Source organism: Bacteroides sp. 14(A) (genome assembly GCF_000526555.1).
Classification (GTDB): Bacteria; Bacteroidota; Bacteroidia; order Bacteroidales; family Bacteroidaceae; genus Bacteroides; species Bacteroides cellulosilyticus.
The window spans coordinates 1,643,958-1,670,699 of record NZ_JAGH01000002.1 but is presented as its reverse complement, the minus strand read 5'-3'; the positions used below and the strand labels follow the sequence as shown (position 1 = coordinate 1,670,699).

Here is a 26,742-nt window from a genome sequence, read left to right as displayed (position 1 = left end):
AGATTACTTCTTTCTTCTCTCAATAATATACTTAGACGATTGTTTCTTCGGAGCTCTAGTCTTAAGTCCCTTAGCGTACAATCCCTTACGAGATCTTGGGTGTCCTCCTGAAGCACGTCCTTCACCACCACCCATTGGATGATCAACCGGGTTCATCACAACACCACGGTTACGTGGGCGACGGCCCATCCAACGAGAACGTCCAGCTTTACCTGAACTTTCCAATCCATGATCTGAATTACCAACACTACCGATAGTAGCTTTACAAGTGCTAAGTATTTGTCTAACCTCACCTGAAGGCAACTTGATAACACAATATTTACCTTCTCTTGAAGTTAGCTGAGCAAAATTACCAGCCGAACGAACCAAAGCAGCGCCCTGACCCGGACGTAATTCAATGTTATGAATTACAGTACCAACTGGAATATTCTGAAGAGGAAGTGCATTACCAATTTCCGGAGCTGCATTTTCACCTGACATCAAAGTCGCACCTACTTGCAATCCATTGGGAGCAATTATATATCTTTTTTCTCCATCTGCATAAAACAACAAAGCAATACGAGCCGAACGATTCGGGTCATATTCTATTGTTTTAACCACTGCAGGCACACCGTCCTTATTTCTCTTGAAATCTACAATTCTGATAATCTTCTTATGACCACCACCGATGTAGCGCATAGTCATCTTACCTTCGCTGTTACGACCACCTGAAGACTTCTTGCCATAAACAAGAGATTTTTCTGGTACCCGCGCAGTAATTTCCTCAAAGGTACCAATAATTTTATGTCTTTGCCCCGGTGTTGTGGGCTTAAATTTACGTACTGCCATTTCTTTTAAATATTGCTATAAAAATCAATAGTATCTCCTTCTTTCAACGTAACGATTGCTTTTTTATAAGCACTCGTACGACCATTGATGATACCAGCTTTTGTATAACGGCTTTTATTTTTGCCTGCATACTTAACCGTATTCACATCAACTACCGTAACGTTATATAAGGCTTCAACTTCACTCTTAATTTCCAGTTTGTTAGCATCAGGACGCACAATAAAGCCGAAACGGTTGTTCGCCTTATCAGTAATTGCTGTCATTTTCTCTGTTACTAACGGTTTAATAATAATTCCCATTATTTAAGCCTCCTTTTTACATTAAGATATTGTCAATAGCCGAAAGAGCGCTTTCAGTAAACACAACAACCCCAGCATTCAATACTCTGTAAGTATTTAATCCTGAGACTGTCTGTACATTTGCACTTTCCACATTACGAGCCGACAAATATACGTTTTTATTTGCTTCTGGTAAAATTACAAGCAGCTTTTTGTCAGAAACTTTAAGATTTTTTGTCATAGCAACAAAATCTTTCGTTTTCGGAGCTTCAAAATTAAAGTCTTCTACAATAACAACTGCATTGTTCTGAGCTTTATATGCCAAAGCTGACTTACGAGCTAATGTCTTTACTTTTTTATTCAACTTGAAGTAGTAATCTCTAGGTTTAGGACCGAAAGCACGAGCACCACCAACAAGTACCGGTGAATTCATATCACCACGACGTGCACCACCACCGCCTTTCTGACGACCGATTTTACGAGTAGAACCACTTATCTCACTTCTTTCTTTTGATTTGTGTGTACCCTGACGCTGATTAGCCATAAATTGTTTTACGTCTAAATAGATAGCATGGTCGTTGGGCTCAATTCCGAAGATAGACTCGTTTAACGTAATCTTTCTCCCAGTGTCTTCACCTTTAATGTTATATACGTTAACTTCCATTATTTTTCAATTATTACGATTGAACCTTTGCAACCGGGAACAGAACCCTTAATCAAAAGGAGGTTGTGATCCGGAAGAACCTTTAATACCTGTAAGTTTTGAACAGTCACTCTGTCGCCGCCAAGTTGACCACCCATACGCATTCCTTTGAATACTTTTGCAGGGTATGAACAGGCACCGATAGAACCCGGCTTACGAGCACGGTTGTGTTGACCGTGCGTAGCCTGACCTACACCACCAAAACCATGTCTTTTAACTACACCTTGAAAACCCTTACCTTTAGAAGTTCCGATAACATCAACGAACGTTACATCATTGAACAATTCTACGGTAACAGTATCACCCAGATTTAACTCTGTTTCAAATTCTTTGAACTCAGCCAAGTGTTTCTTGGGAGTTACTCCAGCCTTCTTAAAGTGACCCATCAACGGTTTAGTCGTATGCTTCTCCTTCTTATCCTGGAAGCCCAACTGAACAGCTGCATAGCCATCTTTTTCGACACTCTTAACTTGAGTAACAACACAAGGACCTGCTTCGATAACAGTGCATGGTACATTCTTACCCTCGGCACTGAAAACGGATGTCATTCCGATTTTTTTTCCTAATAATCCTGGCATTTCACTTAAAATTTAAATACTAAACTTTGATTTCTACTTCCACACCACTCGGTAACTCCAACTTCATCAGAGCATCTACAGTCTTAGCTGTTGAGCTATAGATGTCGATCAATCTCTTATAAGAAGAGAGTTCAAATTGTTCACGTGACTTCTTATTAACGAAAGTCGAACGGTTCACGGTAAAAATACGCTTATGCGTAGGGAGAGGAATCGGACCGCTAACGATAGCACCCGTTGCCTTCACCGTTCTTACAATCTTCTCAGCTGATTTGTCAACCAAGTTGTGGTCGTAAGATTTCAATTTAATTCTAATTTTCTGACTCATTAGTTTGATTAATTATTAATATTATAATAAGATAAAATTCCGTAGGCTAAGAGTCATTCGCTAGCCTACGGACTTTAACATTTTTAGATCAAATCAACACGCCCTTTGACCTCTTCCAACACTGCCTTAGCAATAGAGTTAGAAACTTGAGCATGATGAGAATAAACCATTGATGAAGTAGCTCGACCAGAAGTGATTGTACGTAACGCTGTTACATAACCAAACATTTCTGCCAACGGAACCATTGCCTTCACGATACGAGCACCTGAACGACTGGATTCCATACCTTCAACCTGACCACGGCGCTTATTCAAGTCACCGATTACATCACCCATGTTTTCTTCCGGAGTTACAACTTCCAGTTTCATAATAGGCTCCATAAGTACAGGACCTGCCTTAGCACAGGCACTTTTATATGCCTGGATAGCACAGATTTCGAATGATAACTGATCAGAGTCAACAGGGTGGAAAGAACCATCAAGCAAAGTAACCTTCAGTGAATCCAAAGGATAACCAGCCAACACACCATTCTTCATTGCAGTAGTAAAGCCTTTCTGAACAGACGGAATAAATTCTTTAGGAATATTACCACCTTTTACTTCATCTATAAACTGCAAGCCGCCTTGAGTAAAGTCTTCATCTACAGGGCCAATATTTACGATAATATCCGCAAATTTACCACGTCCACCAGATTGTTTCTTATAAACTTCACGCAAATTAACTGTCTTCGTGATAGCCTCCTTGTAATTTACCTGAGGTTTACCCTGATTACATTCTACTTTAAACTCACGTTTTAGACGGTCAATAATGATATCCAAGTGAAGCTCACCCATACCAGAGATAACAGTCTGACCTGTTTGTTCGTCAGTCTTCACAGTAAACGTCGGATCTTCTTCAGCCAATTTAGCCAAACCGTTAGACAGTTTGTCCATATCCTTCTGAGTCTTCGGTTCTACAGCAATACCAATAACCGGTTCCGGGAAATCCATAGACTCCAATACAATCGGGGCATTTTCATCACACAATGTATCACCTGTATGAATATCCTTAAATCCAACACCTGCACCAATATCACCAGCACCGATTACTTCAACCGGATTCTGTTTGTTTGAGTGCATCTGGAACAGACGAGATACACGTTCTTTTTTACCAGAACGAGAATTATAGATATAAGAACCTGCTTCAATCTTACCAGAGTAAACACGGAAGAATGTCAAACGACCTACATACGGGTCAGTAGCAATCTTAAATGCCAATGCAGAAGTCTTTTCATCATCGCTGGGCTTACGATCTTCCTCAGCACCTGTCTCAGGATTTGTTCCAACTACATTTTCAGTATCCAATGGAGAAGGCAAGAATGCGCAAACATAGTCAAGCAGTGTCTGTACACCTTTATTCTTGAATGAAGAACCACACAACATCGGAACTACAGCCATCTGTACAGTAGCATTACGAAGAGCTCTCAGCACTTCTTCTTCTGTAATAGTAGAAGGATCATCGAAATATTTCTCCATCAAAGCATCGTCAAACTCTGCCACCTTTTCGAGCATCTTATCTCTCCATTCGTTAGCTTCGTCAACTAGATTAGCAGGGATTTCCTCTACAGTGTAGTCAGCGCCCATAGTTTCGTCATGCCAATAGATAGCTTTCATCTTGATAAGGTCAACCAGACCTTTGAAAGACTCTTCAGCACCTATAGGAATAACAATTGGGCAAGGATTAGCGCCCAAAACGGCTTTCATCTGGCGAACGACCTCAAAAAAGTCAGCACCAGAACGGTCCATTTTGTTCACATAAGCAATACGCGGCACATTGTACTTATCAGCCTGACGCCATACAGTCTCAGACTGCGGTTCAACACCACCCACTGCACAATATGCAGCAACAGCACCATCCAAAATACGCAAAGAGCGCTCTACTTCAGCAGTGAAGTCAACGTGTCCCGGAGTATCAATCAAGTTGATTTTATAAGTATCACCTGCATATTTCCAACGAGTTGTAGTAGCAGCAGAAGTAATGGTAATACCACGTTCCTGTTCCTGCGCCATCCAGTCCATTGTAGCAGCACCATCATGTACTTCTCCAATTTTGTGAGTCAAACCCGTATAAAACAGGATACGTTCAGAGGTTGTTGTTTTTCCGGCATCAATGTGAGCCATGATACCAATATTACGCGTCAAATGTAAATCTTGCTTAGCCATTTTTTAATTCCTTTTACTTTAAGTTTTTAATCTATCGGTTATTCTTATAGTATTAGAATCTGAAATGAGCAAATGCACGGTTGGCTTCAGCCATTCTGTGCATATCTTCTTTACGTTTGAAAGCACCACCTTGTTCATTATACGCATCCATAATCTCAGCGGCCAATTTATCAGCCATTGATTTTCCACCACGCTTGCGAGCAAAAAGGATCAAGTTCTTCATAGAAACTGACTCTTTACGATCCGGGCGGATTTCAGTAGGAACCTGGAATGTAGCACCACCTACACGACGAGACTTAACTTCAACCTGCGGAGTTACATTATCCAATGCCTTTTTCCAAATTTCAAGGGCAGATTTTTCTTCGTTAGGAAGTTTTGTTTTTACTGTTTCCAGAGCGGCATAGAAGATTTCATAAGAGGTATTCTTCTTTCCGTCATACATCAGATGGTTTACGAATTTTGAAACCTTTTGATCATTAAACACGGGATCCGGCAGGATAACGCGTTTTTTCGGTTTTGCTTTTCTCATTTGTTTGAAAGAATAATGTTTTTCGTTCTTGGTTGTTTACTTCTTGACTTCTTCAACTCTCCCTCCGGAGAATTTACTCAACCTTTAGCATTTCCAATAAACTAAAACGTAAGTTATTACTTTTAATTTAACTGTTTACAGTGTAAGACTACTATTTATTTTTTCTTCTTAGCCGGTGCAGCCTGTTGTCCCGGTTTCGGACGTTTAGATCCGTATTTAGAACGTCTTTGAGTACGACCTGCAACGCCCGCAGTATCCAATGTACCACGAACAATGTGATAACGTACACCCGGAAGGTCTTTTACACGACCACCACGTACTAATACAATAGAGTGTTCCTGCAAGTTATGTCCTTCTCCCGGAATGTAAGAGTTCACCTCTTTACCATTGGTCAAACGTACACGCGCAACTTTACGCATTGCAGAATTCGGTTTTTTCGGAGTGGTTGTATACACTCTCACGCAAACGCCACGTCTTTGAGGACATGAATCAAGAGCCGGTGACTTACTTTTCTCCACCAACACCTCGCGTCCTTTTCTTACTAATTGCTGAATTGTAGGCATTTTAATTGTTTTTAATTATATATTATTGTTATATTAATTTCGTAGCTATACACTTTTGGGCTGCAAAAATACGAATAATATTTGAATAATCAATGCACTACAAGTTTTTTTTTGATTTTAGGCCTCCCCTTTGAGGTTCGTCATAGGTGGAATTGATTGTTCATCCAACAATCTGATGGAGCCAAATGTACGTTCATATTTACCTATATTTTCTTCCAAAGCACGCAATAATCTCTTTGCATGTTCCGGAGCCAGTACAATACGAGACTTCACACTAGCTTTAGGCATTCCCGGCATTACACGTACAAAATCTACTATAAATTCAGAACTGGAATGTGTGATCACAGCTAAATTAGCATACGTACCTTGCGCAACATCTTCTTTCAGTTCTATTTGTAACTGATTATTCATTTCTCTGTTTTCCATTTTCGTTTTACGATTAAGCTTTTGAGTATTCAAAGGTAAGAATAATATTTTATTCCAAAAACAAAAGAGGAGACATCCTATACAAGATATCTCCTCTTTCCTATTTAATAATCAACTGACTGTATTTATTACATCTTATTCTTCAACATCCATTGAATTGTAATCCAATACTGTCTTCTTGTTAGCAAGGATACGGTCATACTCTTCTTTGGAGCCAACAATAATCTTTTCAAACTCACGTTGACCAGTACCTGCGGGTATCAAATGACCACAAATAACGTTCTCCTTCATACCTTCCAATTTATCAACCTTACCGTTGATAGCAGCCTCGTTCAAAACCTTAGTAGTCTCCTGGAATGAAGCAGCAGACATAAAGCTTGAAGTTTGCAGAGCTGCACGCGTAATACCCTGAAGAATCTGAGTAGAAGTTGCAGGGACAGCATCACGTACTTCAACAGGTTTTAAGTCGCGACGTTTCAACATACTATTTTCATCACGCAACTTACGGGCGGTTACAATCTGACCTGGTTGCAGATTCTGGGAATCACCAGCATCAACCACAACTTTCTTGCCCCAGATACGATCGTTTTCTTCCATGAACTCCAACTTGTCCACTACCTGTTGTTCCAAGAAGCGTGTATCGCCAGGCTCATCAATTTGAACTTTACGCATCATCTGACGAACAATGATCTCAAAGTGTTTATCATTAATCTTCACACCCTGCAAACGGTATACATCCTGCACTTCGTTCACGATATATTCCTGCACAGCCGTAGGCCCCTTAATAGCAAGAATATCAGCTGGAGTTATAGCACCATCAGACAACGGAGTACCGGCTCGCACATAGTCATTCTCTTGAACCAGAATCTGTTTAGATAACGGTACCAGATACTTCTTAACCTCACCTGTTTTAGAAGTCACAACAATTTCGCGGTTACCACGCTTCACCTTACCCATTGTAACCTCGCCATCGATTTCAGAAACAACAGCAGGATTAGACGGATTACGAGCTTCGAACAACTCAGTCACACGCGGAAGACCACCCGTGATATCACCGGCTTTACCAACGGCACGAGGTATCTTCACAATAACCTCACCAGCTTTCACTTTTTGTCCGTTTTCCACTACTACGTGACCACCCACAGGGAGATTATACGTACGAATCAGTTCGCCATCCTCTGTCATGATATGAGCAGTCGGAACTTTCGTCTTATCCTTGGACTCAATAATGATGATTTCACGCAAACCGGTAGACTCGTCAGACTCTACTTTATAAGTAATATTTTCAATTACGCCTTCAAACTCAATCTTACCTGTAGCTTCCGTTATAATAACAGCGTTAAACGGATCCCAACGGGCAATCATTTTACCTTTTTCTACGACTTCGCCATCAGCAGCATAAAGTGTAGAACCATAAGGCACATTATGAGTAGAAAGAACAATCCCAGTATTTACATCTACAAAACGTACTTCAGCCAAACGGCCTACCACTACTTTTGCAGGTTCACCAGCTTCATCCACAACATCTACAGTACGAAGTTCTTCGAATTCCAGACGCGCCGGATTCTTAGCCATGATACTTGCATTAGCTGCAATATTAGCAGCCGTACCACCGGCATGGAAAGTACGCAACGTCAACTGTGTACCCGGCTCACCGATAGACTGTGCAGCAATTACACCAACAGCCTCACCTCTCTGAACCATCTGACTTGTTGCAAGGTTACGTCCATAGCATTTCGCACAAACACCCTTCTTCGATTCACAAGTTAATACCGAACGTATTTCAACACTTTCTATCGGAGAATCCTGTATCTTCTTAGCTACTTCTTCTGTTATTTCTTCACCACCGGCAACCAACAATTCACCTGTTGTAGGATGAACAATATCATGTACAGATACACGACCAAGGATGCGTTCATACAGCGTAGCAATGATTTCATCATTATTTTTCAAGTCTGTACAAACCAACCCACGGAGTGTGCCGCAGTCTTCTTCATTAATAATCACATCATGAGATACGTCAACCAGACGACGAGTTAAATATCCGGCATCAGCCGTCTTCAACGCTGTATCCGCCAAACCTTTACGGGCACCATGGGTAGAGATAAAGTACTCCAACACCGAAAGCCCCTCTTTAAAGTTTGAAAGAATCGGGTTTTCAATAATCTGTCCACCTTCTGCACCTGCCTTCTGCGGTTTTGCCATCAAACCACGCATACCAGACAACTGACGGATCTGCTCTTTAGAACCACGGGCACCAGAATCCAGCATCATATATACAGCATTGAATCCTTGGTCATCACTCGAAATGGTCTTCATCAATATATTAGACAACTCAGAGTTAACATGTGTCCAAATATCAATTACCTGATTATAACGTTCATTGTTAGTAATGAAACCCATGTTATAGTTGTTGATAACTTGCTCAACTTCATCATAACCTTTCTGTACCAATGCCTCTTTTTGTTCCGGGATGATAATATCACCCAAGTTAAATGACAAACCACCCTTAAAGGCCATTTGATAACCTAAATTCTTGATGCCATCAAGGAAATCAGCTGCTTTAGCCACACCACATACCTTAATTACATCACTAATAATATCACGAAGTGATTTTTTAGAAATAATGGTATTGATATAACCAGCCTCAGGGGGAACAATTTCGTTAACAATTACACGACCTACTGAAGTGTCATGCATCATTACATCAACAACATTCCCATTCTCGTCTACATCCTTCACAACAACGCTGATCGGAGCATGAATATCAACTTTACCCTCATTGTAAGCAATCAAAGCTTCTTCCGGACCATAGAATATCAAGCCTTCGCCTTTTGCCCCCTTACGTAATTTAGTAATGTAGTACAAACCAAGAACCATATCCTGAGAAGGCACAGTAATAGGAGCACCATTTGCCGGATTCAAAATATTATGAGATTGAAGCATCAACATCTGAGCCTCCAAAACAGCTTCATTACTCAACGGCAAGTGAACAGCCATCTGGTCACCATCAAAGTCAGCATTGAAAGCCGTACATGCCAACGGGTGCAACTGAATAGCTTTTCCTTCAATCATCTTAGGCTGGAATGCCTGAATACCCAAACGGTGCAATGTCGGCGCACGATTCAACAGTACTGGATGACCTTTCATTACATGTTCCAGAATATCCCAGATAACAGCTTCTTTGCGATCTACAATCTTCTTGGCACTCTTCACGGTCTTTACAATACCACGTTCAATCAACTTACGTATAATGAACGGTTTGTACAGTTCAGCTGCCATCAATTTAGGAATACCACATTCCCCCATTTTCAGTTCCGGACCTACAACGATAACCGAACGCGCAGAATAGTCAACACGTTTACCCAACAAGTTCTGACGGAAACGTCCCTGCTTACCTTTCAAACTATCGGAAAGAGATTTCAAAGGACGGTTAGCATCCGTTTTTACTGCACTAGACTTACGTGAATTGTCGAACAACGAGTCAACCGCTTCCTGTAACATACGCTTTTCATTACGCAAAATTACTTCAGGAGCCTTTATCTCAATCAGTCTTTTCAGACGATTGTTACGAATAATTACGCGGCGATAAAGATCATTCAAGTCAGAAGTGGCAAAACGACCACCATCCAATGGAACCAACGGACGAAGTTCGGGAGGGATGACCGGTACGATACGTACAATCATCCATTCCGGCTTATTACGTCCGCGAGATGCACGGAATGATTCAACAACTTGGAGACGCTTTAAAGCCTCATTCTTACGCTGTTGAGAAGCATCGTTGCCAGCACGGTGACGCAAATCATAAGACAATGCATCCAAATCTAGACGAGCCAGCAAGTCATAAATGGCTTCGGCACCCATCCTAGCTATGAACTTATTAGGATCTGAATCTTCTAGGAATTGATTGTCTTTCGGCAACTTCTCCATCAAATCCAAATATTCTTCTTCCGAGAGCAAGTCATATTCAGCAATCTCACCAGCCATCACACCAGCCTGGATTACCACATAACGCTCATAATAAATAATAGAATCAAGTTTCTTTGTAGGCAGTCCCAGCAAATAACCAATTTTATTAGGAAGTGAACGGAAATACCAAATATGAGCTACCGGCACAACCAGCTGAATGTGTCCCATACGCTCACGACGTACTTTTTTCTCTGTCACTTCCACACCACAACGGTCGCAGACAATACCTTTATAACGGATACGTTTATATTTACCGCAATGGCATTCATAATCCTTGATAGGACCAAAAATACGTTCACAGAACAAACCGTCACGTTCAGGCTTATACGTACGATAGTTGATAGTTTCAGGCTTTAAAACTTCACCACTCGAATTCTCAAGGATTTCTTCCGGAGAAGCCAACCCAATAGAGATCTTCGAGAAATTACTCTTTATCTTGTTATCTTTTCTAAAAGCCATACTTTATTATATATAATTGAAAATTGACAATTGAATATTGAGAATTAATAGCTGGGAGCAAATAGGTCATCACTCCCAACTATTAATTTTAGATTTATTCCAGGTTGATGCTAAGGCCCAAACCTCTCAACTCATGCAACAATACATTGAGCGATTCAGGAATACCGGGTTGCGGCATCGGTTCACCCTTCACAATTGCTTCATAAGCTTTAGAACGACCTACAACGTCATCGGATTTGATAGTCAAAATTTCCTGCAGGATGTGCGCAGCACCAAATGCTTCAAGCGCCCAAACCTCCATTTCTCCAAAACGCTGGCCACCGAATTGTGCCTTACCACCCAACGGTTGTTGAGTAATCAAAGAGTACGGACCAATAGAACGTGCATGCATCTTATCTTCAACCATGTGCCCCAGCTTCAACATATAGGTAACACCAACCGTAGCATGTTGGTCAAACGGTTCACCCGTCCCCCCATCATACAACTTTGTTTTACCATAACGTGGCAAACCAGCCTTATCAGTCCACTCATTCAAGTCATCCAATGTAGCACCGTCAAAAATAGGAGTTGCAAACTTAACACCCAGATTCTTACCAGCACGACCTAATACAGCTTCGAATATCTGACCGATGTTCATACGAGAAGGCACACCCAACGGATTCAATACGATATCTACCGGAGTACCATCAGCGAGGAATGGCATATCTTCCTGACGAACAACGCGGGAAACAATACCCTTGTTACCGTGACGACCTGCCATCTTATCACCTACACCAATCTTACGTTTCTTAGCAATATAAACTTTCGCCATCTGAATAATACCGGCAGGAAGTTCATCACCAATAGTGATAGCAAACTTCTTACGTTTCAGTTCGGCATCCAGTTCTTTATATTTCTTGATGAAGTTCATCACCAAATCACGAATCATGCCGTTGATACGATCATCATTCGTCCAATTGCTCAATTGAATTGAAGTAAAATCCAAATCACCGAAATCAGAAGGAGAGAATTTGGCACCTTTTGAAATAATATCAGCACCCATATAGTCTTTCACACCCTCTGATACATGGTTTTCAGTCAACTTCAACAGTTTTCTAATTAAGACACCTCTTAAATCAGCAACCTTCGCATCAAACTCATCATCAATCTTCGGCAACAAAGCCTTATCAGCCAATTTGGAACTACGACTCTTGATTACACGTGAGAACAAACGCTTATCGATAACAACGCCTTTCAAAGAAGGAGAAGCTTTCAAAGAAGCATCTTTCACATCACCTGCCTTATCGCCGAAAATTGCACGAAGCAATTTTTCCTCCGGTGACGGATCAGACTCACCTTTCGGTGTAATCTTACCAATCAAGATATCACCTGGCTGGATGCGAGCGCCCACACGTACAATACCATTTTCGTCCAAATCTTTAGTAGCTTCTTCACTCACATTCGGAATATCGGAAGTTAATTCTTCCATACCGCGTTTCGTTTCACGAACCTCCAGCGAATATTCTTCTACATGAATTGAAGTCAATATATCTTCACGAACCACACGTTCGTTCAATACGATAGCATCCTCATAGTTGTAACCTTTCCACGGCATGTAAGCAACCAACAAGTTTTTACCCAAAGCCAACTCACCTTTTTCCGTAGAATATCCTTCTGTCAAAATCTGGCCTTTCGTTACACGCTGACCAATTTCACAAATAGGACGAAGGTCAATCGTCATATTTTGATTCGTACGACGCCACTTCGGAATACGGTATTCCTTCAATGCCGGTTCGAAGCTTACAAATTCTTCGTCCTCCGTACGATCATACAAAATACGGATAACAGTAGCGTCCACAAATTCGATTACGCCATCACCTTCAGCGGTAATCTGCGTACGAGAGTCGCGAACCAACTGACGTTCGATGCCTGTACCTACAATAGGAGCTTCACTCTTCAACAAAGGAACTGCCTGGCGCATCATGTTTGACCCCATCAACGCACGGTTAGCATCATCATGTTCCAAGAAAGGAATCAGAGATGCAGCGATTGAGGCAATCTGCTGGGGAGAAACGTCCATCAACTCTACTTCATCCGGAGTTACCACCGGATAGTCAGCATCCTGACGAGCTTTTACTTTATCGCGGATGAAAGTACCATCATCATTCAACGGTGCATTACCTTGAGCAATAATCTTAGCTTCCTCTTCTTCCGCAGTCAAATATGCCAACCCTTCATCAGAAAGGTCAACCTTACCGTTTTCAACCTTACGATATGGAGTTTCAATGAAACCAAGTACATTGATCTTAGCGAACACGCACAAAGAAGAAATCAAACCAATGTTCGGACCTTCCGGCGTTTCAATTGGACAAAGACGACCATAGTGAGTGTAGTGAACGTCACGTACCTCAAATCCGGCACGCTCACGAGACAAACCACCAGGACCGAGAGCAGACATACGACGTTTGTGCGTAATTTCAGCCAACGGATTCGTCTGGTCCATAAACTGCGACAAAGCATTCGTTCCAAAGAATGAATTGATTACGGAAGAAATAGTCTTGGCGTTGATCAAATCAATCGGAGTAAACACTTCATTATCGCGTACGTTCATACGTTCACGAATCGTACGCGACATACGAGCCAAACCAACAGCAAACTGATTAGACAATTGCTCTCCTACAGTACGTACACGACGGTTACTCAAATGGTCAATATCATCCACATCGGCCTTCGAGTTAATCAACTCGATCAAGTACTTAATGATTTCAATAATATCTTCCTTCGTAAGAACACGCACATCCATATCAGTCGTCAGATTCAACTTCTTGTTAATTCTGTAGCGACCTACATTACCCAAGTCATATCTCTTTTCAGAGAAGAACAGGTTATTGATAACCTCACGTGCACTGGCATCATCGGCAGGGTCTGCATTACGCAACTGGCGATAGATATACAATACAGCTTCCTTCTCCGAGTTACTCGGGTCTTTCTGGAGCGTGTTATATATAATAGAATAGTCAGACTGATTCGGCTCTTCCTTGTGTACAAGAATGTTCTGAACACCCGACTCTAAGATAATATCAACATGTTCCGGTTCGATCACAGTTTCACGATCGATCACAACTTCGTTACGTTCAATAGAAACTACTTCACCGGTATCTTCGTCTACAAAATCCTCAATCCATGTTTTCAAAACACGAGCCGCCAATTTACGTCCCAACACTCTCTTAAGATTAGTCTTATTGACTTTAATATCTTCGGCCAGATTGAAAATTTCAAGAATATCCTTATCATTCTCAAAACCGATAGCTCTCAACAAAGTAGTAACGGGCAACTTCTTTTTACGGTCGATGTACGCATACATGACGTTGTTAATATCAGTAGCAAACTCAATCCAAGAACCTTTGAACGGGATGATACGGGCAGAATAAAGTTTGGTACCATTAGCATGTACGCTCTGACCGAAGAATACGCCTGGAGAACGGTGAAGCTGGGATACAACAACACGTTCCGCACCGTTGATGACGAAAGTCGCCTTATCCGTCATATAAGGAATAGGACCAAGGAATACGTCCTGAATAACTGTATCAAAATCCTCATGATCGGGATCTGTACAGTATAATTTCAATTTTGCTTTCAAAGGCACACTATAAGTAAGCCCTCGCTCTATACAATCATCAATAGTATAACGCGGCGGATCAATATAGTAGTCCAAAAACTCAAGAACAAAATTGTTTCTTGTATCGGCAATGGGGAAGTTTTCAGCAAATACTTTATACAGTCCCTCGTTCTTACGCTTTTCGGGTGGGGTATCCAGTTGTAAAAAGTCTTTGAATGACTTCAATTGTACTTCCAAAAAATCCGGATATTCAAGTGGATTTTTAGTCGAAGCAAAATTAATTCTTTGGTTTACAGTATTTGAAGACATCTGTTAATGGATTTGTAGAACTTAATTTTAAATATATACACAAAAAGGTTAAGAACCCTCTTCAGAAGGGTTCTTAACCGAATTACCTGATTTACAGGCTAATGTTATTTAAGTTCAACTTCAGCTCCAGCTTCTTCCAATGTTTTCTTCAATGATTCTGCTTCGTCTTTAGCCAAACCTTCTTTTACTACGCTAGGAGCACCGTCTACCAAGTCCTTAGCTTCTTTCAAGCCAAGACCACAAGCTTCCTTCACGGCTTTAACAACCTGAAGTTTAGCTGATCCAGCGCTCTTCAATACTACATCAAAAGAAGTTTTTTCTTCAGCGGCAGCAGCACCACCAGCTGCAGGACCAGCAGCAACAGCTACAGCTGCAGCAGCAGGTTCAATACCATATTCTTCTTTAAGGATAGTTGCAAGTTCATTAACTTCTTTTACTGTCAAGTTAACTAATTGTTCTGCAAAAGCTTTCAAATCTGCCATTTTTGTATGATTTTAATTGTTTAATTACTAATTTGTTTATGAAAATTTATTCGGGACGTTACTCCCAAGGTCATGACACCTTTCCCATTTTTACGCTTCGGTACGTTCACCAAGAGTTTTGAGAACTCCGTGAAGAGTGTTTCCACCTGATTGGAGAGCAGAAATAACATTCTTGGCCGGTGATTGCAACAAAGCAACAATATCGGCAATAACTTCATTCTTACTCTTAATACTAACGAGAGCATCCAACTGGTCAGCACCAACATAGAAGCTTTCTTCTGCATATGCAGCTTTCAGTCCGGGAATACCGTCTTTAGCTTTTGCTTTAATCAACTTAGCTGGTAAGTTGGCAGTATTACAGAACATAATAGCTGTAGTACCCTTCAAGCAATTATAAAGCGGAGAATAATCTTCTTCCAGACTCTCCAATGCTTTGTGAAGCAATGTATTCTTAATCAGCATCAATTTGATGTCTGATTTGAAACATTCTCTTCTCAACGCGCTTGTAGCGGCAGCGTTCATTGCAGTGATGTCTATCAAATAGAAGTGATTATATTCCTTTACTGTAGCAGCAATCTGCTCAATAATCGTACTTTTATCTTCCTTTCTCATTATTACTCCGTTTTATTAGATTTCTTCTACTGATTTCGGGTCAATCTTGATACCTGCACTCATTGTGCTAGAAAGATAAATACTCTTAATATATGTACCCTTGGCTGCGGTCGGTTTCAATTTATTCAAAGTAGAGATGAATTCTTTCGCATTATCACGAATTTGATCAACGCTAAATGAAACTTTACCAACTGAAGTATGAACAATACCACTCTTGTCAACCTTGAAGTCGATCTTACCTTGTTTTACTTCTCTTACAGCTTTAGCAACATCCATAGTTACAGTACCACTCTTCGGGTTAGGCATCAATCCGCGAGGACCGAGCACACGACCGAGTGCACCAATTTTACCCATGATAGAAGGCATAGTGATGATTACATCCACATCTGTCCATCCACCTTTGATCTTTTCAATATATTCGTCAAGACCAACGTAGTCAGCTCCGGCTTCTTTTGCAGCAGCTTCAGCATCCGGTGTACAAAGCACCAAAACGCGCACAACTTTACCAGTACCATGAGGAAGTGATACAACACCTCTCACCATCTGGTTCGCCTTACGCGGATCAACGCCCAAACGCACGTCGATATCCAGTGAAGCATCAAACTTGGTATAAGTGATTTCCTTTACCAAAGATGCAGCTTCTTTCAGTGAGTATGCTTTCCCTGCTTCAATTTTTTCTGCAGCCAACTTTTGTTTTTTTGTCAGTTTACCCATTCTAATTGAAGTTTATTAGTTATTAACCGGGAACTCCCCTTTTACAGCGATACCCATACTTCTAGCTGTACCGGCAACCATTGTCATGGCAGCTTCTACAGTGAAACAGTTTAAGTCAACCATCTTGTCCTGAGCAATCGCACGAACTTGTTCCCAAGTAAGCTCGGCAACTTTCTTGCGGTTAGGCTCAGCAGAACCACTCTTTACCTTAGCCACTTCAAGTAATTGAATAGCAACGGGAGGAGTCTTGATTACAAAATCGAAAGACTTATCTGCGTAGTAAGTGATAATCACAGGAAGGATCTTTCCTGCTTTGTCCTGGGTTCTGGCGTTGAATTGCTTGCAAAACTCCATGATGTTAATACCCTTAGAACCCAAAGCGGGGCCTACGGGAGGTGATGGGTTTGCCGCGCCTCCTTTAATCTGTAATTTGATTAGTCCAGCAACTTCTTTAGCCATTTTCTTATTGATTTATATATAAACATTAATAAAGAATACTACAGCGTAACACCTGCATTATTCTTTTTCAACTTGCATAAAGCCTAATTCAAGCGGAGTTTTCCGTCCGAATATCTTTACCATAACCTTAAGTTTCTTCTTCTCGGTGTTCACCTCTTCAATGATACCACTAAATCCGCTGAACGGGCCGTAATTTACTTTTACAGTTTCACCGACTACATACGGGATATTCAGTTCTTCACCGGCATCCTGCAATTCGTCCACCGTACCAAGTATACGATTCACTTCCGATTGTCTCAGAGGGACAGGTTTATCCGATCCGCCCAAGAATCCAATCACATTAGGAGTATTTCTCAAGTGATGAGCAACCTCACCTACCAGAGCAGCCTCCACCAAAACGTAACCAGGGAGATAACTTCTCTCTTTCACAATTTTCTTTCCATTGCGAACCTGATAAACCTTTTCGGTAGGAATCAATACCTGAGATACGTAATCACCAAGGTCGCTGTTTTTAATATCAGCTTCAAGGTATTCCCTTACCTTAGCTTCTTTTCCGCTAATAGCACGCAGGACGTACCATTTTTTCTCAATCTCAGACATTTTCCCTCGTTTTTAATGTGGATAAATAATTTTCTCCATTACGTTCTGGAAACAGAAGTCCATCGCGAATACTACCAATGCAATAAGCAGGGAAGCATATAAAACAACTACTGCACTGTTAGTAAGTTCAGAATACGTAGGCCACGATACTTTATGTACAAGTTCGTCGTAAGTTTCTTTAAAATAAGCTACAATCTTCTTCATTTCAAAAATATTAGCACGGGAGGAGAGGCTCGAACTCCCGACACCCGGTTTTGGAGACCGGTGCTCTACCAACTGAGCTACTCCCGTGTGAATATAATCAGTTCCCGATATAAACCGGGAACTGATTAATATATTTGGTAATTAGTCAAGGATTTCAGTAATCTGACCAGAACCTACCGTACGACCACCTTCACGGATAGCAAAACGCAAACCTACGTTCAAAGCTACCGGATAGATCAATTCTACGTTAATTTCTACGTTATCACCAGGCATTACCATTTCAGTTCCTTCCGGAAGAGTGATTTCACCTGTACAGTCCATAGTACGCAGATAGAATTGAGGACGGTATTTGTTATGGAACGGAGTATGACGACCACCTTCTTCTTTCTTCAAAACATAGATAGAAGCTTTGAATTTAGAGTGAGGTTTAATCTGACCCGGTTTACAAAGAACCATACCACGTTTGATAGATTCTTTATCAATACCACGAAGCAACAAACCTACGTTATCACCAGCTTCACCCTGATCCAGCAATTTGCGGAACATTTCAACACCAGTTACAACAGATTTCTTATCTTCACCCAGACCGAGGATTTCAACTTCATCACCTACGTGGATGATACCAGCTTCGATACGACCAGTAGCAACAGTACCACGACCAGTAATAGAGAATACGTCTTCAACCGGCATCAAGAATGGTTTATCAATGTCACGCGGAGGCAACGGAATCCAATTATCAACTGCATCCATCAATTCCATAACTTTGTCTTCCCATTTTTCCACACCATTCAATGCACCAAGAGCAGAACCACGGATGATAGGAGTATTGTCACCGTCAAATTCGTATGCAGCGAGTAATTCGCGCATTTCCATCTCAACAAGTTCCAACATTTCTTCATCGTCAACCATATCACACTTGTTCATGAATACAACAAGCTTCGGTACATTTACCTGACGAGCCAACAAGATATGTTCACGAGTTTGAGGCATCGGACCATCAGTAGCAGCAACTACGATGATAGCACCATCCATCTGAGCAGCACCAGTTACCATGTTCTTTACGTAGTCGGCGTGACCCGGACAGTCTACGTGAGCATAGTGACGATTAGCGGTTTCATACTCTACGTGAGAAGTATTAATAGTGATACCTCTTTCTTTTTCTTCAGGAGCATTATCAATCTGATCGAAAGACTTAACTTCTGAAAGACCTTTCTTTGCCAACACTGTAGTGATAGCAGCAGTCAACGTGGTTTTACCGTGGTCAACGTGACCGATTGTACCGATGTTTACGTGCGGTTTTTTACGTTCGAATTTCTCTTTAGCCATAGCTTTACTTGTTATTTATTTGATTAATAATCAGCATTTACATCCTTACGAGCTGTTACCGGGATTTGAACCCGGGACCTCTTCCTTACCAAGGAAGTGCTCTACCACTGAGCTATAACAGCAAGGAGAAAAAGAGGTGTGGGCAAAGATGGATTCGAACCACCGAAGGCGTAAGCCAGCAGATTTACAGTCTGCCCCATTTGGCCACTCTGGTATTTGCCCTTACATTTAAACAAAGAACTCTTTTTTCCTTATGTTTTTTTTTGAGCCTCTTGTCGGATTCGAACCAACGACCCCGAGATTACAAATCACGTGCTCTGGCCAGCTGAGCTAAAGAGGCAATTACTCAAAAAATGCAACCGTTACGTTCTATCGTGAGCGAAACGGCTGCAAATTTAGGCATTTATTTCTTTTCCGCAAAATTTTAGCGAATTTTTATTTGCTCCGTTGTTTTTCCTTGTGTTTAACCAGCTGTTTTTCCAAGGCCTCAACACTCAAATCAATCGCCTCTTCAAACGTATCGCAGATTTTGCTTGCATAAAATTCCCCATTGGGAATAATAACCTTTATACCTGCTTCTTTATTTTCTGCGGTCTCTGGCTTCACAACCTTTAATGACACCTCTACTTTCTTTATATCATCGTAATACTTTTCCAATTTTACTGCTTTCTTCTGAACAAAAGCCTGCAATTGCTCTGACGCATCAAAGTGAATTGACTGAATTCTTACTTCCATACTTACCTCCTTACTTTTAGGCCCGAGGATGAGCCTGGTTATACACTTTTTTAAGTTCTTCAAAAGTAGTATGCGTATAAACCTCCGTTGTCGCCAAACTCTCGTGACCGAGAAGTTCTTTTATCGCCCCGAGCTCTGCATCATGATTCAGCATCGTCGTAGCAAAAGTATGCCTGAGCACATGAGGACTACGTTTTTTCAACGTCACTACCTTCGAAAGGTTTCGTTTCACTAGATTTTCTACAATACTGTGGGAAAGTCGTTCTCCACTCTCACGAACAAAAAAAGCGTCCGTGCGAGCCTGAACAATCTCATTCCTTACATTGACATACTCTATCATTGCATTCTTCAACTCTTCGCCAAAAGGTATCAAACGTTGTTTATTTCTTTTCCCCGTTACTTTAATAAGTAAAGAAGAGAAATCTACATTTTTATCATCTAATCCTATCAATTCTGAAAGTCTCATACCTGTAGCATAAAACATTTCAATAATCATATGATCACGACACCCTTTAAATCCTTCACCGAAATCCACTTCGTCCAACAATTTATCCATCTCACTTTCCCTTAGAAAAGTAGGTAGCGGCTTCTTATTTTTAGGCCCCGTTATCTTTTGCAATGGATTCACGCACACTTCACCTTTCCTTAAAAGGAATTTATAAAATGACCTGAGCGAACTTAACTTCCGATTAATTGAAGTAGAAGTATATCCCTTGTCCATTAAAGAAACAATCCATTCACGAACAAGTTCAGCCTTTACTTCCGATAGAGCAGAATCTCCAATTTCTTCTCTTGCAAATTTCTCAAATTGACATAAATCCTCCCGATAAGACTTTATAGTCTCTTCAGAATAATTCCGTTCGTACTGGAGATAGTCAAGAAAAGAGTTTGTCAACCACATATATCGCTACATCAAAAATCATGCAACGAATGTATGAAAAGAATTCAATAATTCAAAGGAAATTACGAATTATTAATCTTCTACTTGCTGAAGTTGTTGTACGTAAACTGCACGTTCTTTCTTAAGTCTTTTAACTACAGACGGTTTATCAAACTGCTGTCTGCTTCTTAATTCCTTAACGATACCAGTTTTCTCAAATTTTCTTTTAAACTTCTTCAGCGCTTTTTCAATGTTTTCGCCTTCTTTTACAGGTACTACAATCATTTTCTTTTTATTAAAATGTTAATGGTTTAAAAATCTCACGATTAAATTGAGCGGCAAAATTACACATAGTTTCTTTATTCACAAAACTTTCTGCCGAAAATTCTGCAAAAAGAAACAAGATTTAGACCTACAGAAAAATAAATCCGGGTCAATAAAAAAGGAAACAGGTAAAGAATTAGCTGCAAAATGCCAAATTAAATCACCGCACCGTCACTTTTATCTCTTTCTCTTGTGAAAACTAAGCGCGACCATAGCAAATACTTATAAGAAAAAACTATAGAAACGCTGAAATCATTCGCTACCGTACAGTTACGAGCTACAAGTAGCTGCGCTATATCCGAAAGGCGCTTGTAGCTTGTAGCTGATTCACAACCCGCCAAAAACAAATTCTCGATACAGATAAAGTGTGACCATCCTTCGAAAAAATTCAGAGAAAGTGAGTATCTTTGAAGAGTGAATGTTACACCTTATTATATATAGTATATGAGCCAAACTATCAATGATCGGCTACAAGGCCTACGGGCATTGTTCAGCCAGGAAGGCATACAAGCCTTTATTATCCCAAGTACCGACCCTCATCTGAGCGAATATGTTGCTCCCCACTGGAAATCCCGGGAATGGATTTCCGGCTTTACTGGTTCGGCAGGAACCGTTGTTATTACTACAAGCCAAGCAGGACTATGGACTGACTCTCGCTATTTTCTCCAGGCTGCCCAGCAATTAAAAGGCACGGAAATAAAACTTTATAAGGAGATGCTTCCCGAAACACCCAGCATTTCAGCTTTTTTAAGTACACAACTAACTCCTGGCGATGCTGTCGGCATAGATGGAAAGATGTTTTCTGCAGAAGAAGTAGAAAGGATGCAAGCCGAGTTGCAAAAATGTCAGATAAAAGTAAAAAGCATTTCAGATCCCTTAGATAAATTATGGACGGATCGTCCGCCAATGCCGGAAGCTCCTGCTTTTATTTATGAAACCCAATATGCAGGAAAAAGCAGCATAGAAAAGATTGCCATTATTCGAAAAGAACTAAAAAAGTGCAATGCGAAGGCATTGTTCTTATCCGCTTTAGATGAAATCGCATGGACTCTCAATCTGCGTGGAAACGATGTACATTGCAATCCCGTGCTTGTCAGCTATCTACTTATCGAAGAGAACGAAACTCACTATTTCATTCAACCTCAAAAGATAACCGCTGAGGTTGCTACTTATATGAAAGAAACAGGAGTAAACCTGCACACCTACGAGGAAGCAGAAGCATACCTCAGCCGGATCAGTGTTGAGAGTCTGCTTCTTAATCCGGCTAAAACAAATTATGCTATGTATTCAGCAGTCAATCCTGATTGCAGGATTATTCATGGCGCTTCTCCGGTCACCTTATTGAAAGCCATCCGCAACGAACAGGAAATAGCTGGAATACATGCTGCCATGCAACGGGATGGAGTAGCTTTGGTTAAGTTTCTGAAATGGTTAGAAGCATCTGTTCCAACGGGTAAGGAAACAGAAATCAGCGTAGATAAAAAACTGCATGAATTTCGTGCGGAACAGGATTTATATATGGGAGAAAGTTTCGATACGATTGCCGGATACAAGGAACATGGAGCCATCGTGCACTATGAAGCCACTCCCGAAACAGATGTCCAGCTAAAACCGGAAGGTTTTTTGCTATTGGATTCAGGGGCACAATATCTGGATGGAACAACAGATATCACACGTACCATTGCTTTAGGAAAACTGACAGAAGAAGAAAAGACAGATTATACATTGATACTGAAGGGGCACATTGCACTGGCAATGGCTGTATTCCCTGCCGGTACACGGGGTGCGCAACTAGATGTGCTGGCACGTATGCCGATATGGCAAAGAAGAATGAACTTCCTGCATGGCACAGGGCATGGTGTAGGCCACTTTCTGAATGTACACGAAGGACCTCAGAGTATTCGTATGAATGAAAATCCGGTAACATTGCAATTGGGTATGCTGACTTCCAATGAACCGGGAGTATATAAAGCCGGAAGTCATGGGATTCGTACGGAGAATCTGGTTTTAGTAGTACCAGCCGGAGAAGGAATGTTTGGCAACTATCTACAATTTGAGACAGTAACCCTTTGCCCTATTTGTAAAAAGGGAATTATCAAAGAATTGCTCACATCAGAAGAAATCAATTGGCTTAACCAATATCATCAGACTGTATATGAGAAATTATCGCCCAGCTTGAACAAAGAAGAACAGGCATGGTTGAAAGAAGCAACGAATCAATTATAATCAAAATATTAACCACTATATAAAATGGCATTAATTAAATCAGTAAGAGGGTTTACTCCCGAGTTTGGCGAAAATTGTTTTTTAGCTGATAACGCAGCCATCATCGGAGACGTAAAAATGGGGCGCGATTGCAGCATTTGGTTCAGCACAGTATTGCGCGGAGATGTAAATTCTATCCGTATCGGGAATGGAGTCAATATACAAGACGGAAGTGTGCTGCACACATTATATGAAAAGTCTACAATTGAAATAGGTGACCACGTTTCTGTAGGACATAATGTTACTATTCACGGAGCCACCATCAAAGACTATGCATTAGTGGGAATGGGTTCTACAATCCTTGACCATGCAGTGATAGGCGAAGGAGCTATCGTTGCCGCCGGTTCATTGGTCTTAAGCAATACAGTTATTGAACCGGGAAGCATCTGGGGCGGTGTACCTGCCAAGTTCATAAAAAAAGTAGATCCGGCTCAGGCTAAAGAACTGAATCAGAAGATAGCACACAATTATCTGATGTATTCTAACTGGTATAAAGAATAAAGCCAGATGAACTTCCATATACAACAGCGGGCGAATAGAAATCTATCCGCCCGCTGTTCTCATTATTTCGTATTCCTTAGAAATTAATCATACTTAATATCTTATCCGTAGCCCCAGCATTACTAGTGACGTAGTATCCGGCATTCGTTCCGGTTTCGCGCAAGAAAACCTCATCAGCCAACATACGGTCCAACAATTCTTTCAGTTCTTCATAATTCTTGATAGAAAATGCGCCCTGGGCTTCTAAAAGTTGAATTGCTTCCATAAACTTCTGGTACTTAGGTCCGAATATTACAGGAATTCCATAAACAGCTGCTTCCAACGTATTATGAATACCGACCCCGAAGCCACCTCCAATATATGCAATTTCACCATAACGGTAAATAGAAGAAAGCAGACCGAAACAATCTATAATCAAACAATCCGCTTTCAACACATTCTTTTCATCCGCACGCGTATAACGAACATACGGGCGTTTCAACTTCCGGATAATCTCTACCAGATGATTCTCATCTATCACATGTGGAGCAATGATCAATTTCACTTCTGGATGATTATTGAAATATTCAATAAACAGATCCTCATCCGGTTGCCAGGAACTACCAGCTACGAAGGTCATGGTGTTATTCTTAAAGAGTTTCACCAAAGGCAAATCTTTCGCCTCCTCACGTATCTGCAACACCCGGTCGAAACGCGTATCGCCGACCACTGTCACACGGTTGATGCCAATCTTACTCAAATAACGTTTGGAACGTTCATTCTGTACGAATAAGTGGTCGAAATTACGAAGAACATGGCGATACGTACCACCATACCACTTAAAGAACACCTGGCCACGACGAAATATAGATGACACACTGTACACCGGAATACGACGCTTATGTAATTCATCGAGATAATTCTTCCAGAACTCATATTTAATGAAGAATGCCATGCAAGGATTGGCTATATCCAGGAATTTCTTCACATTCCGAGGCTTGTCGAACGGTAGGTAGCACACTACATCCGCCCCGCGATAATTTTTGCGTACCTCGTATCCCGAAGGAGAAAAGAATGTCAGTAATATACCATAATCGGGATATTTGGCACGAATTTTTTCAATCAGGGGACGCCCCTGTTCAAATTCGCCTAAGGAAGCGGCATGAAACCAAATATAACGTACATCTTTTTCCAATTGTTGCCTGAGAAGTTCATACACTACCCAATGCCCCTTCATCATTTTACGGGGCTTGCGGCTGAATGGAGCCGCAAGATGCACCAAAAGGTCATAGATACCTATCGCAAGGTCGTAAAGCATACTTATTGAATTAAGAAAGTACTTCAATTGCACGCTTCATACGCGCCAGTGTCTCTTCTTTGCCCAGCACCCAAGAGATGTCGAACATATGCGGGCCTTTCCCCTCACCTACCAATGTCAGGCGGAAAGCATTCATAATGTTTCCGGTATGATATCCTTTTTCGGCAATCCAATCCATTACAATCTTTTCCTGATTCTCAATGCCAAAATCTTCAATTCCTGCCAGTACTTCCATCAATTCTGTCATACACTGGGCCGAATCTTCTTTCCAGCGTTTCTTCACGGTTTTCTCATCATATTCCGTTGGAGCAACAAAGAAGAAACTGGATGCTTCCCAAAGTTCCCGTACGAAACTTACACGATTCTTCATCATGCCTACCACCGTTACTACTTTCTCGAACGGAACTTCTACTCCATGTTCTTTCAGAACCGGAACAAAAAGTTCCGCTATTTCTTCATCAGGCTTCAACAATATATACTCATGATTGAACCAGATGCCTTTTTTATAATCAAATTTAGCGCCAGACTTGCTACAATGACTCAAATCGAACAATTTGATCAACTCATCCATTGACATCAGCTCCTGATCATTACCCGGATTCCAACCCAGCAAAGCAAGGAAATTAATTACAGCCTCAGGCAAATATCCCGACTCGCGATATCCAGAAGATATTTCACCGGTTTTGGGATCATGCCATTCCAACGGGAATACAGGAAAACCAAGGCGGTCACCGTCACGTTTACTCAATTTGCCATTACCTTCCGGTTTCAACAGCAGAGGCAGATGAGCAAAAGCCGGCATTGTATCTTCCCACCCGAAAGCACGATACAACAATACATGCAGAGGTGCAGAAGGTAACCACTCCTCGCCACGAATCACATGGGAAACTTCCATCAAGTGGTCATCTACAATATTGGCAAGATGATAAGTTGGCAGTTCGTCAGCTGATTTATAAAGTACTTTATCATCCAAAATGGAAGAATTGATTATTACCTCACCACGAATCAAGTCGTTTACATGTACATCTTCATTGGGTTCTATCTTGAAACGAACTACGTACTGCTTACCCTCAGCAATCAATGCATCCACTTCTTCTTTCGAAAGTGTCAATGAATTACGCATTTGCATACGAGTAGAAGCATCATATTGGAAATTGGCTATCTCGGCACGTTTCGCATCCAGTTCTTCAGGAGTATCAAAAGCGATATAAGCCTTATCATTCTCCAATAATACCTTCACATACTTCTTGTATATTTCGCGGCGTTCGGACTGACGGTACGGACCATATTTCCCACCAAAGCTGACACCCTCATCAAACGGAATGCCCAACCACTTGAAAGACTCAAGGATATATTCTTCTGCACCAGGTACAAAACGGTTACTATCAGTATCTTCAATGCGGAAAATCATGTCTCCCCCATGCTGGCGCGCAAAGAGATAATTATATAATGCTGTACGCACACCACCAATGTGCAAAGCCCCCGTAGGACTCGGGGCAAAACGGACTCTGACTCTTCTTTCTGTCATATTTTGCATTACTTATGAGATAATTAGACGGCAAAATTAAACCTTTTTT

At 41.1% G+C, this 26,742-nt stretch carries 25 protein-coding genes and 4 tRNA genes; 2 read left to right on the top strand and 27 right to left on the bottom strand.

What is annotated here, in order from left to right; genetic code table 11:
• Positions 1-3: 3 nt before the first annotated feature.
• The 25 genes from rplB to rpsU all read right to left on the bottom strand — a co-directional run bounded on the left by rplB (position 4) and on the right by rpsU (position 21,063).
• The gene (gene rplB, locus K429_RS0113540; RefSeq protein WP_007212070.1) at positions 4-828 is read right to left on the bottom strand and encodes a 50S ribosomal protein L2; all 825 of its coding nucleotides are present in this window, start codon (positions 826-828) and stop codon (positions 4-6) included.
• Positions 829-833: 5 nt separating this feature from the next.
• Complete coding sequence (rplW, locus tag K429_RS0113535) at positions 834-1,127, bottom strand: 50S ribosomal protein L23 (protein WP_007212069.1); 294 nt, start codon at positions 1,125-1,127, stop codon at positions 834-836.
• A 16-nt stretch (positions 1,128-1,143) separates the two neighbouring features.
• A complete protein-coding gene (gene rplD / locus K429_RS0113530; RefSeq protein WP_026367239.1) occupies positions 1,144-1,770 on the bottom strand; it encodes a 50S ribosomal protein L4 in 627 nt (208 codons plus the stop codon).
• A complete protein-coding gene (gene rplC / locus K429_RS0113525; RefSeq protein ID WP_007212067.1) occupies positions 1,770-2,387 on the bottom strand; it encodes a 50S ribosomal protein L3 in 618 nt (205 codons plus the stop codon). Before rplC ends, rplD begins: the two co-directional genes overlap by 1 nt.
• A 19-nt stretch (positions 2,388-2,406) precedes the next feature.
• The gene (rpsJ, locus tag K429_RS0113520; RefSeq protein ID WP_002558075.1) at positions 2,407-2,712 is read right to left on the bottom strand and encodes a 30S ribosomal protein S10; all 306 of its coding nucleotides are present in this window, start codon (positions 2,710-2,712) and stop codon (positions 2,407-2,409) included.
• A gap of 83 nt (positions 2,713-2,795) precedes the next feature.
• Positions 2,796-4,913: an elongation factor G gene (gene fusA / locus K429_RS0113515; protein WP_007219567.1), complete on the bottom strand. Its 2,118-nt coding sequence runs from the start codon at positions 4,911-4,913 to the stop codon at positions 2,796-2,798.
• Between the two features lie 52 nt (positions 4,914-4,965).
• Positions 4,966-5,442, bottom strand: a complete 477-nt coding sequence (gene rpsG, locus K429_RS0113510) for a 30S ribosomal protein S7 (protein ID WP_007219566.1) — start codon at positions 5,440-5,442, stop codon at positions 4,966-4,968.
• 155 nt (positions 5,443-5,597) lie between these two features.
• A complete protein-coding gene (rpsL, locus tag K429_RS0113505) occupies positions 5,598-6,005 on the bottom strand; it encodes a 30S ribosomal protein S12 (RefSeq protein ID WP_007212064.1) in 408 nt (135 codons plus the stop codon).
• A 117-nt stretch (positions 6,006-6,122) separates the two neighbouring features.
• Positions 6,123-6,431, bottom strand: coding sequence for a DUF3467 domain-containing protein (locus K429_RS0113500; protein ID WP_007212063.1), 309 nt, complete (start codon positions 6,429-6,431; stop codon positions 6,123-6,125).
• 135 nt (positions 6,432-6,566) lie between these two features.
• Positions 6,567-10,859 carry a DNA-directed RNA polymerase subunit beta' gene (rpoC, locus tag K429_RS0113495; protein WP_007219564.1) on the bottom strand — a complete coding sequence of 1,431 codons (4,293 nt, stop codon included), beginning with the start codon at positions 10,857-10,859 and terminating at the stop codon, positions 6,567-6,569.
• A gap of 94 nt (positions 10,860-10,953) precedes the next feature.
• Positions 10,954-14,766 carry a DNA-directed RNA polymerase subunit beta gene (gene rpoB, locus K429_RS0113490; protein ID WP_007212060.1) on the bottom strand — a complete coding sequence of 1,271 codons (3,813 nt, stop codon included), beginning with the start codon at positions 14,764-14,766 and terminating at the stop codon, positions 10,954-10,956.
• A gap of 104 nt (positions 14,767-14,870) precedes the next feature.
• On the bottom strand, positions 14,871-15,248 hold the full coding sequence (gene rplL, locus K429_RS0113485; protein WP_007212059.1) for a 50S ribosomal protein L7/L12: 378 nt from the start codon (positions 15,246-15,248) through the stop codon (positions 14,871-14,873).
• Between the two features lie 90 nt (positions 15,249-15,338).
• Entirely contained in the window at positions 15,339-15,860 is a 522-nt protein-coding gene (gene rplJ / locus K429_RS0113480) for a 50S ribosomal protein L10 (RefSeq protein WP_007212058.1), read from the bottom strand.
• Positions 15,861-15,875: 15 nt separating this feature from the next.
• Positions 15,876-16,574: a 50S ribosomal protein L1 gene (gene rplA, locus K429_RS0113475; protein ID WP_007219563.1), complete on the bottom strand. Its 699-nt coding sequence runs from the start codon at positions 16,572-16,574 to the stop codon at positions 15,876-15,878.
• Positions 16,575-16,589: 15 nt separating this feature from the next.
• Positions 16,590-17,033 (bottom strand): 50S ribosomal protein L11, encoded by a 444-nt coding sequence (gene rplK, locus K429_RS0113470; protein WP_007212056.1) that lies wholly within the window; start codon positions 17,031-17,033, stop codon positions 16,590-16,592.
• Positions 17,034-17,090: 57 nt separating this feature from the next.
• Positions 17,091-17,633: a transcription termination/antitermination protein NusG gene (gene nusG, locus K429_RS0113465; RefSeq protein WP_007212055.1), complete on the bottom strand. Its 543-nt coding sequence runs from the start codon at positions 17,631-17,633 to the stop codon at positions 17,091-17,093.
• Positions 17,634-17,645: 12 nt separating this feature from the next.
• Positions 17,646-17,837 (bottom strand): preprotein translocase subunit SecE, encoded by a 192-nt coding sequence (gene secE, locus K429_RS0113460; RefSeq protein WP_007212054.1) that lies wholly within the window; start codon positions 17,835-17,837, stop codon positions 17,646-17,648.
• A 14-nt stretch (positions 17,838-17,851) separates the two neighbouring features.
• Positions 17,852-17,924 (bottom strand) — tRNA-Trp (locus tag K429_RS0113455).
• A gap of 54 nt (positions 17,925-17,978) precedes the next feature.
• Positions 17,979-19,163 carry an elongation factor Tu gene (tuf, locus tag K429_RS0113450; RefSeq protein ID WP_007212053.1) on the bottom strand — a complete coding sequence of 395 codons (1,185 nt, stop codon included), beginning with the start codon at positions 19,161-19,163 and terminating at the stop codon, positions 17,979-17,981.
• Between the two features lie 50 nt (positions 19,164-19,213).
• Positions 19,214-19,285 (bottom strand) — tRNA-Thr (locus K429_RS0113445).
• 17 nt (positions 19,286-19,302) lie between these two features.
• Positions 19,303-19,385, bottom strand: a tRNA-Tyr gene (locus K429_RS0113440).
• A gap of 44 nt (positions 19,386-19,429) precedes the next feature.
• Positions 19,430-19,503: transfer RNA gene (locus K429_RS0113435), tRNA-Thr, on the bottom strand.
• 95 nt (positions 19,504-19,598) lie between these two features.
• On the bottom strand, positions 19,599-19,898 hold the full coding sequence (gene hpf / locus K429_RS0113430; RefSeq protein ID WP_007212052.1) for a ribosome hibernation-promoting factor, HPF/YfiA family: 300 nt from the start codon (positions 19,896-19,898) through the stop codon (positions 19,599-19,601).
• A 16-nt stretch (positions 19,899-19,914) separates the two neighbouring features.
• A complete protein-coding gene (xerC, locus tag K429_RS0113425) occupies positions 19,915-20,799 on the bottom strand; it encodes a tyrosine recombinase XerC (protein ID WP_026367238.1) in 885 nt (294 codons plus the stop codon).
• 72 nt (positions 20,800-20,871) lie between these two features.
• Positions 20,872-21,063 carry a 30S ribosomal protein S21 gene (gene rpsU, locus K429_RS0113420; RefSeq protein WP_007212050.1) on the bottom strand — a complete coding sequence of 64 codons (192 nt, stop codon included), beginning with the start codon at positions 21,061-21,063 and terminating at the stop codon, positions 20,872-20,874.
• A 483-nt stretch (positions 21,064-21,546) separates the two neighbouring features.
• Here rpsU and K429_RS0113415 point away from each other — a divergent pair, with 483 nt between their 5' ends.
• Positions 21,547-23,328, top strand: coding sequence for an aminopeptidase P family protein (locus K429_RS0113415; RefSeq protein WP_007219561.1), 1,782 nt, complete (start codon positions 21,547-21,549; stop codon positions 23,326-23,328).
• Positions 23,329-23,352: 24 nt separating this feature from the next.
• Positions 23,353-23,868 carry a gamma carbonic anhydrase family protein gene (locus K429_RS0113410; protein ID WP_026367237.1) on the top strand — a complete coding sequence of 172 codons (516 nt, stop codon included), beginning with the start codon at positions 23,353-23,355 and terminating at the stop codon, positions 23,866-23,868.
• A gap of 76 nt (positions 23,869-23,944) precedes the next feature.
• On the opposite strand, the gene K429_RS0113405 is transcribed toward K429_RS0113410, so the two are convergent.
• Positions 23,945-25,165 carry a 3-deoxy-D-manno-octulosonic acid transferase gene (locus K429_RS0113405; protein ID WP_007212045.1) on the bottom strand — a complete coding sequence of 407 codons (1,221 nt, stop codon included), beginning with the start codon at positions 25,163-25,165 and terminating at the stop codon, positions 23,945-23,947.
• A gap of 10 nt (positions 25,166-25,175) precedes the next feature.
• The gene (gltX, locus tag K429_RS0113400) at positions 25,176-26,693 is read right to left on the bottom strand and encodes a glutamate--tRNA ligase (protein WP_007219560.1); all 1,518 of its coding nucleotides are present in this window, start codon (positions 26,691-26,693) and stop codon (positions 25,176-25,178) included.
• Between the last annotated feature and the right edge of the window lie 49 nt (positions 26,694-26,742).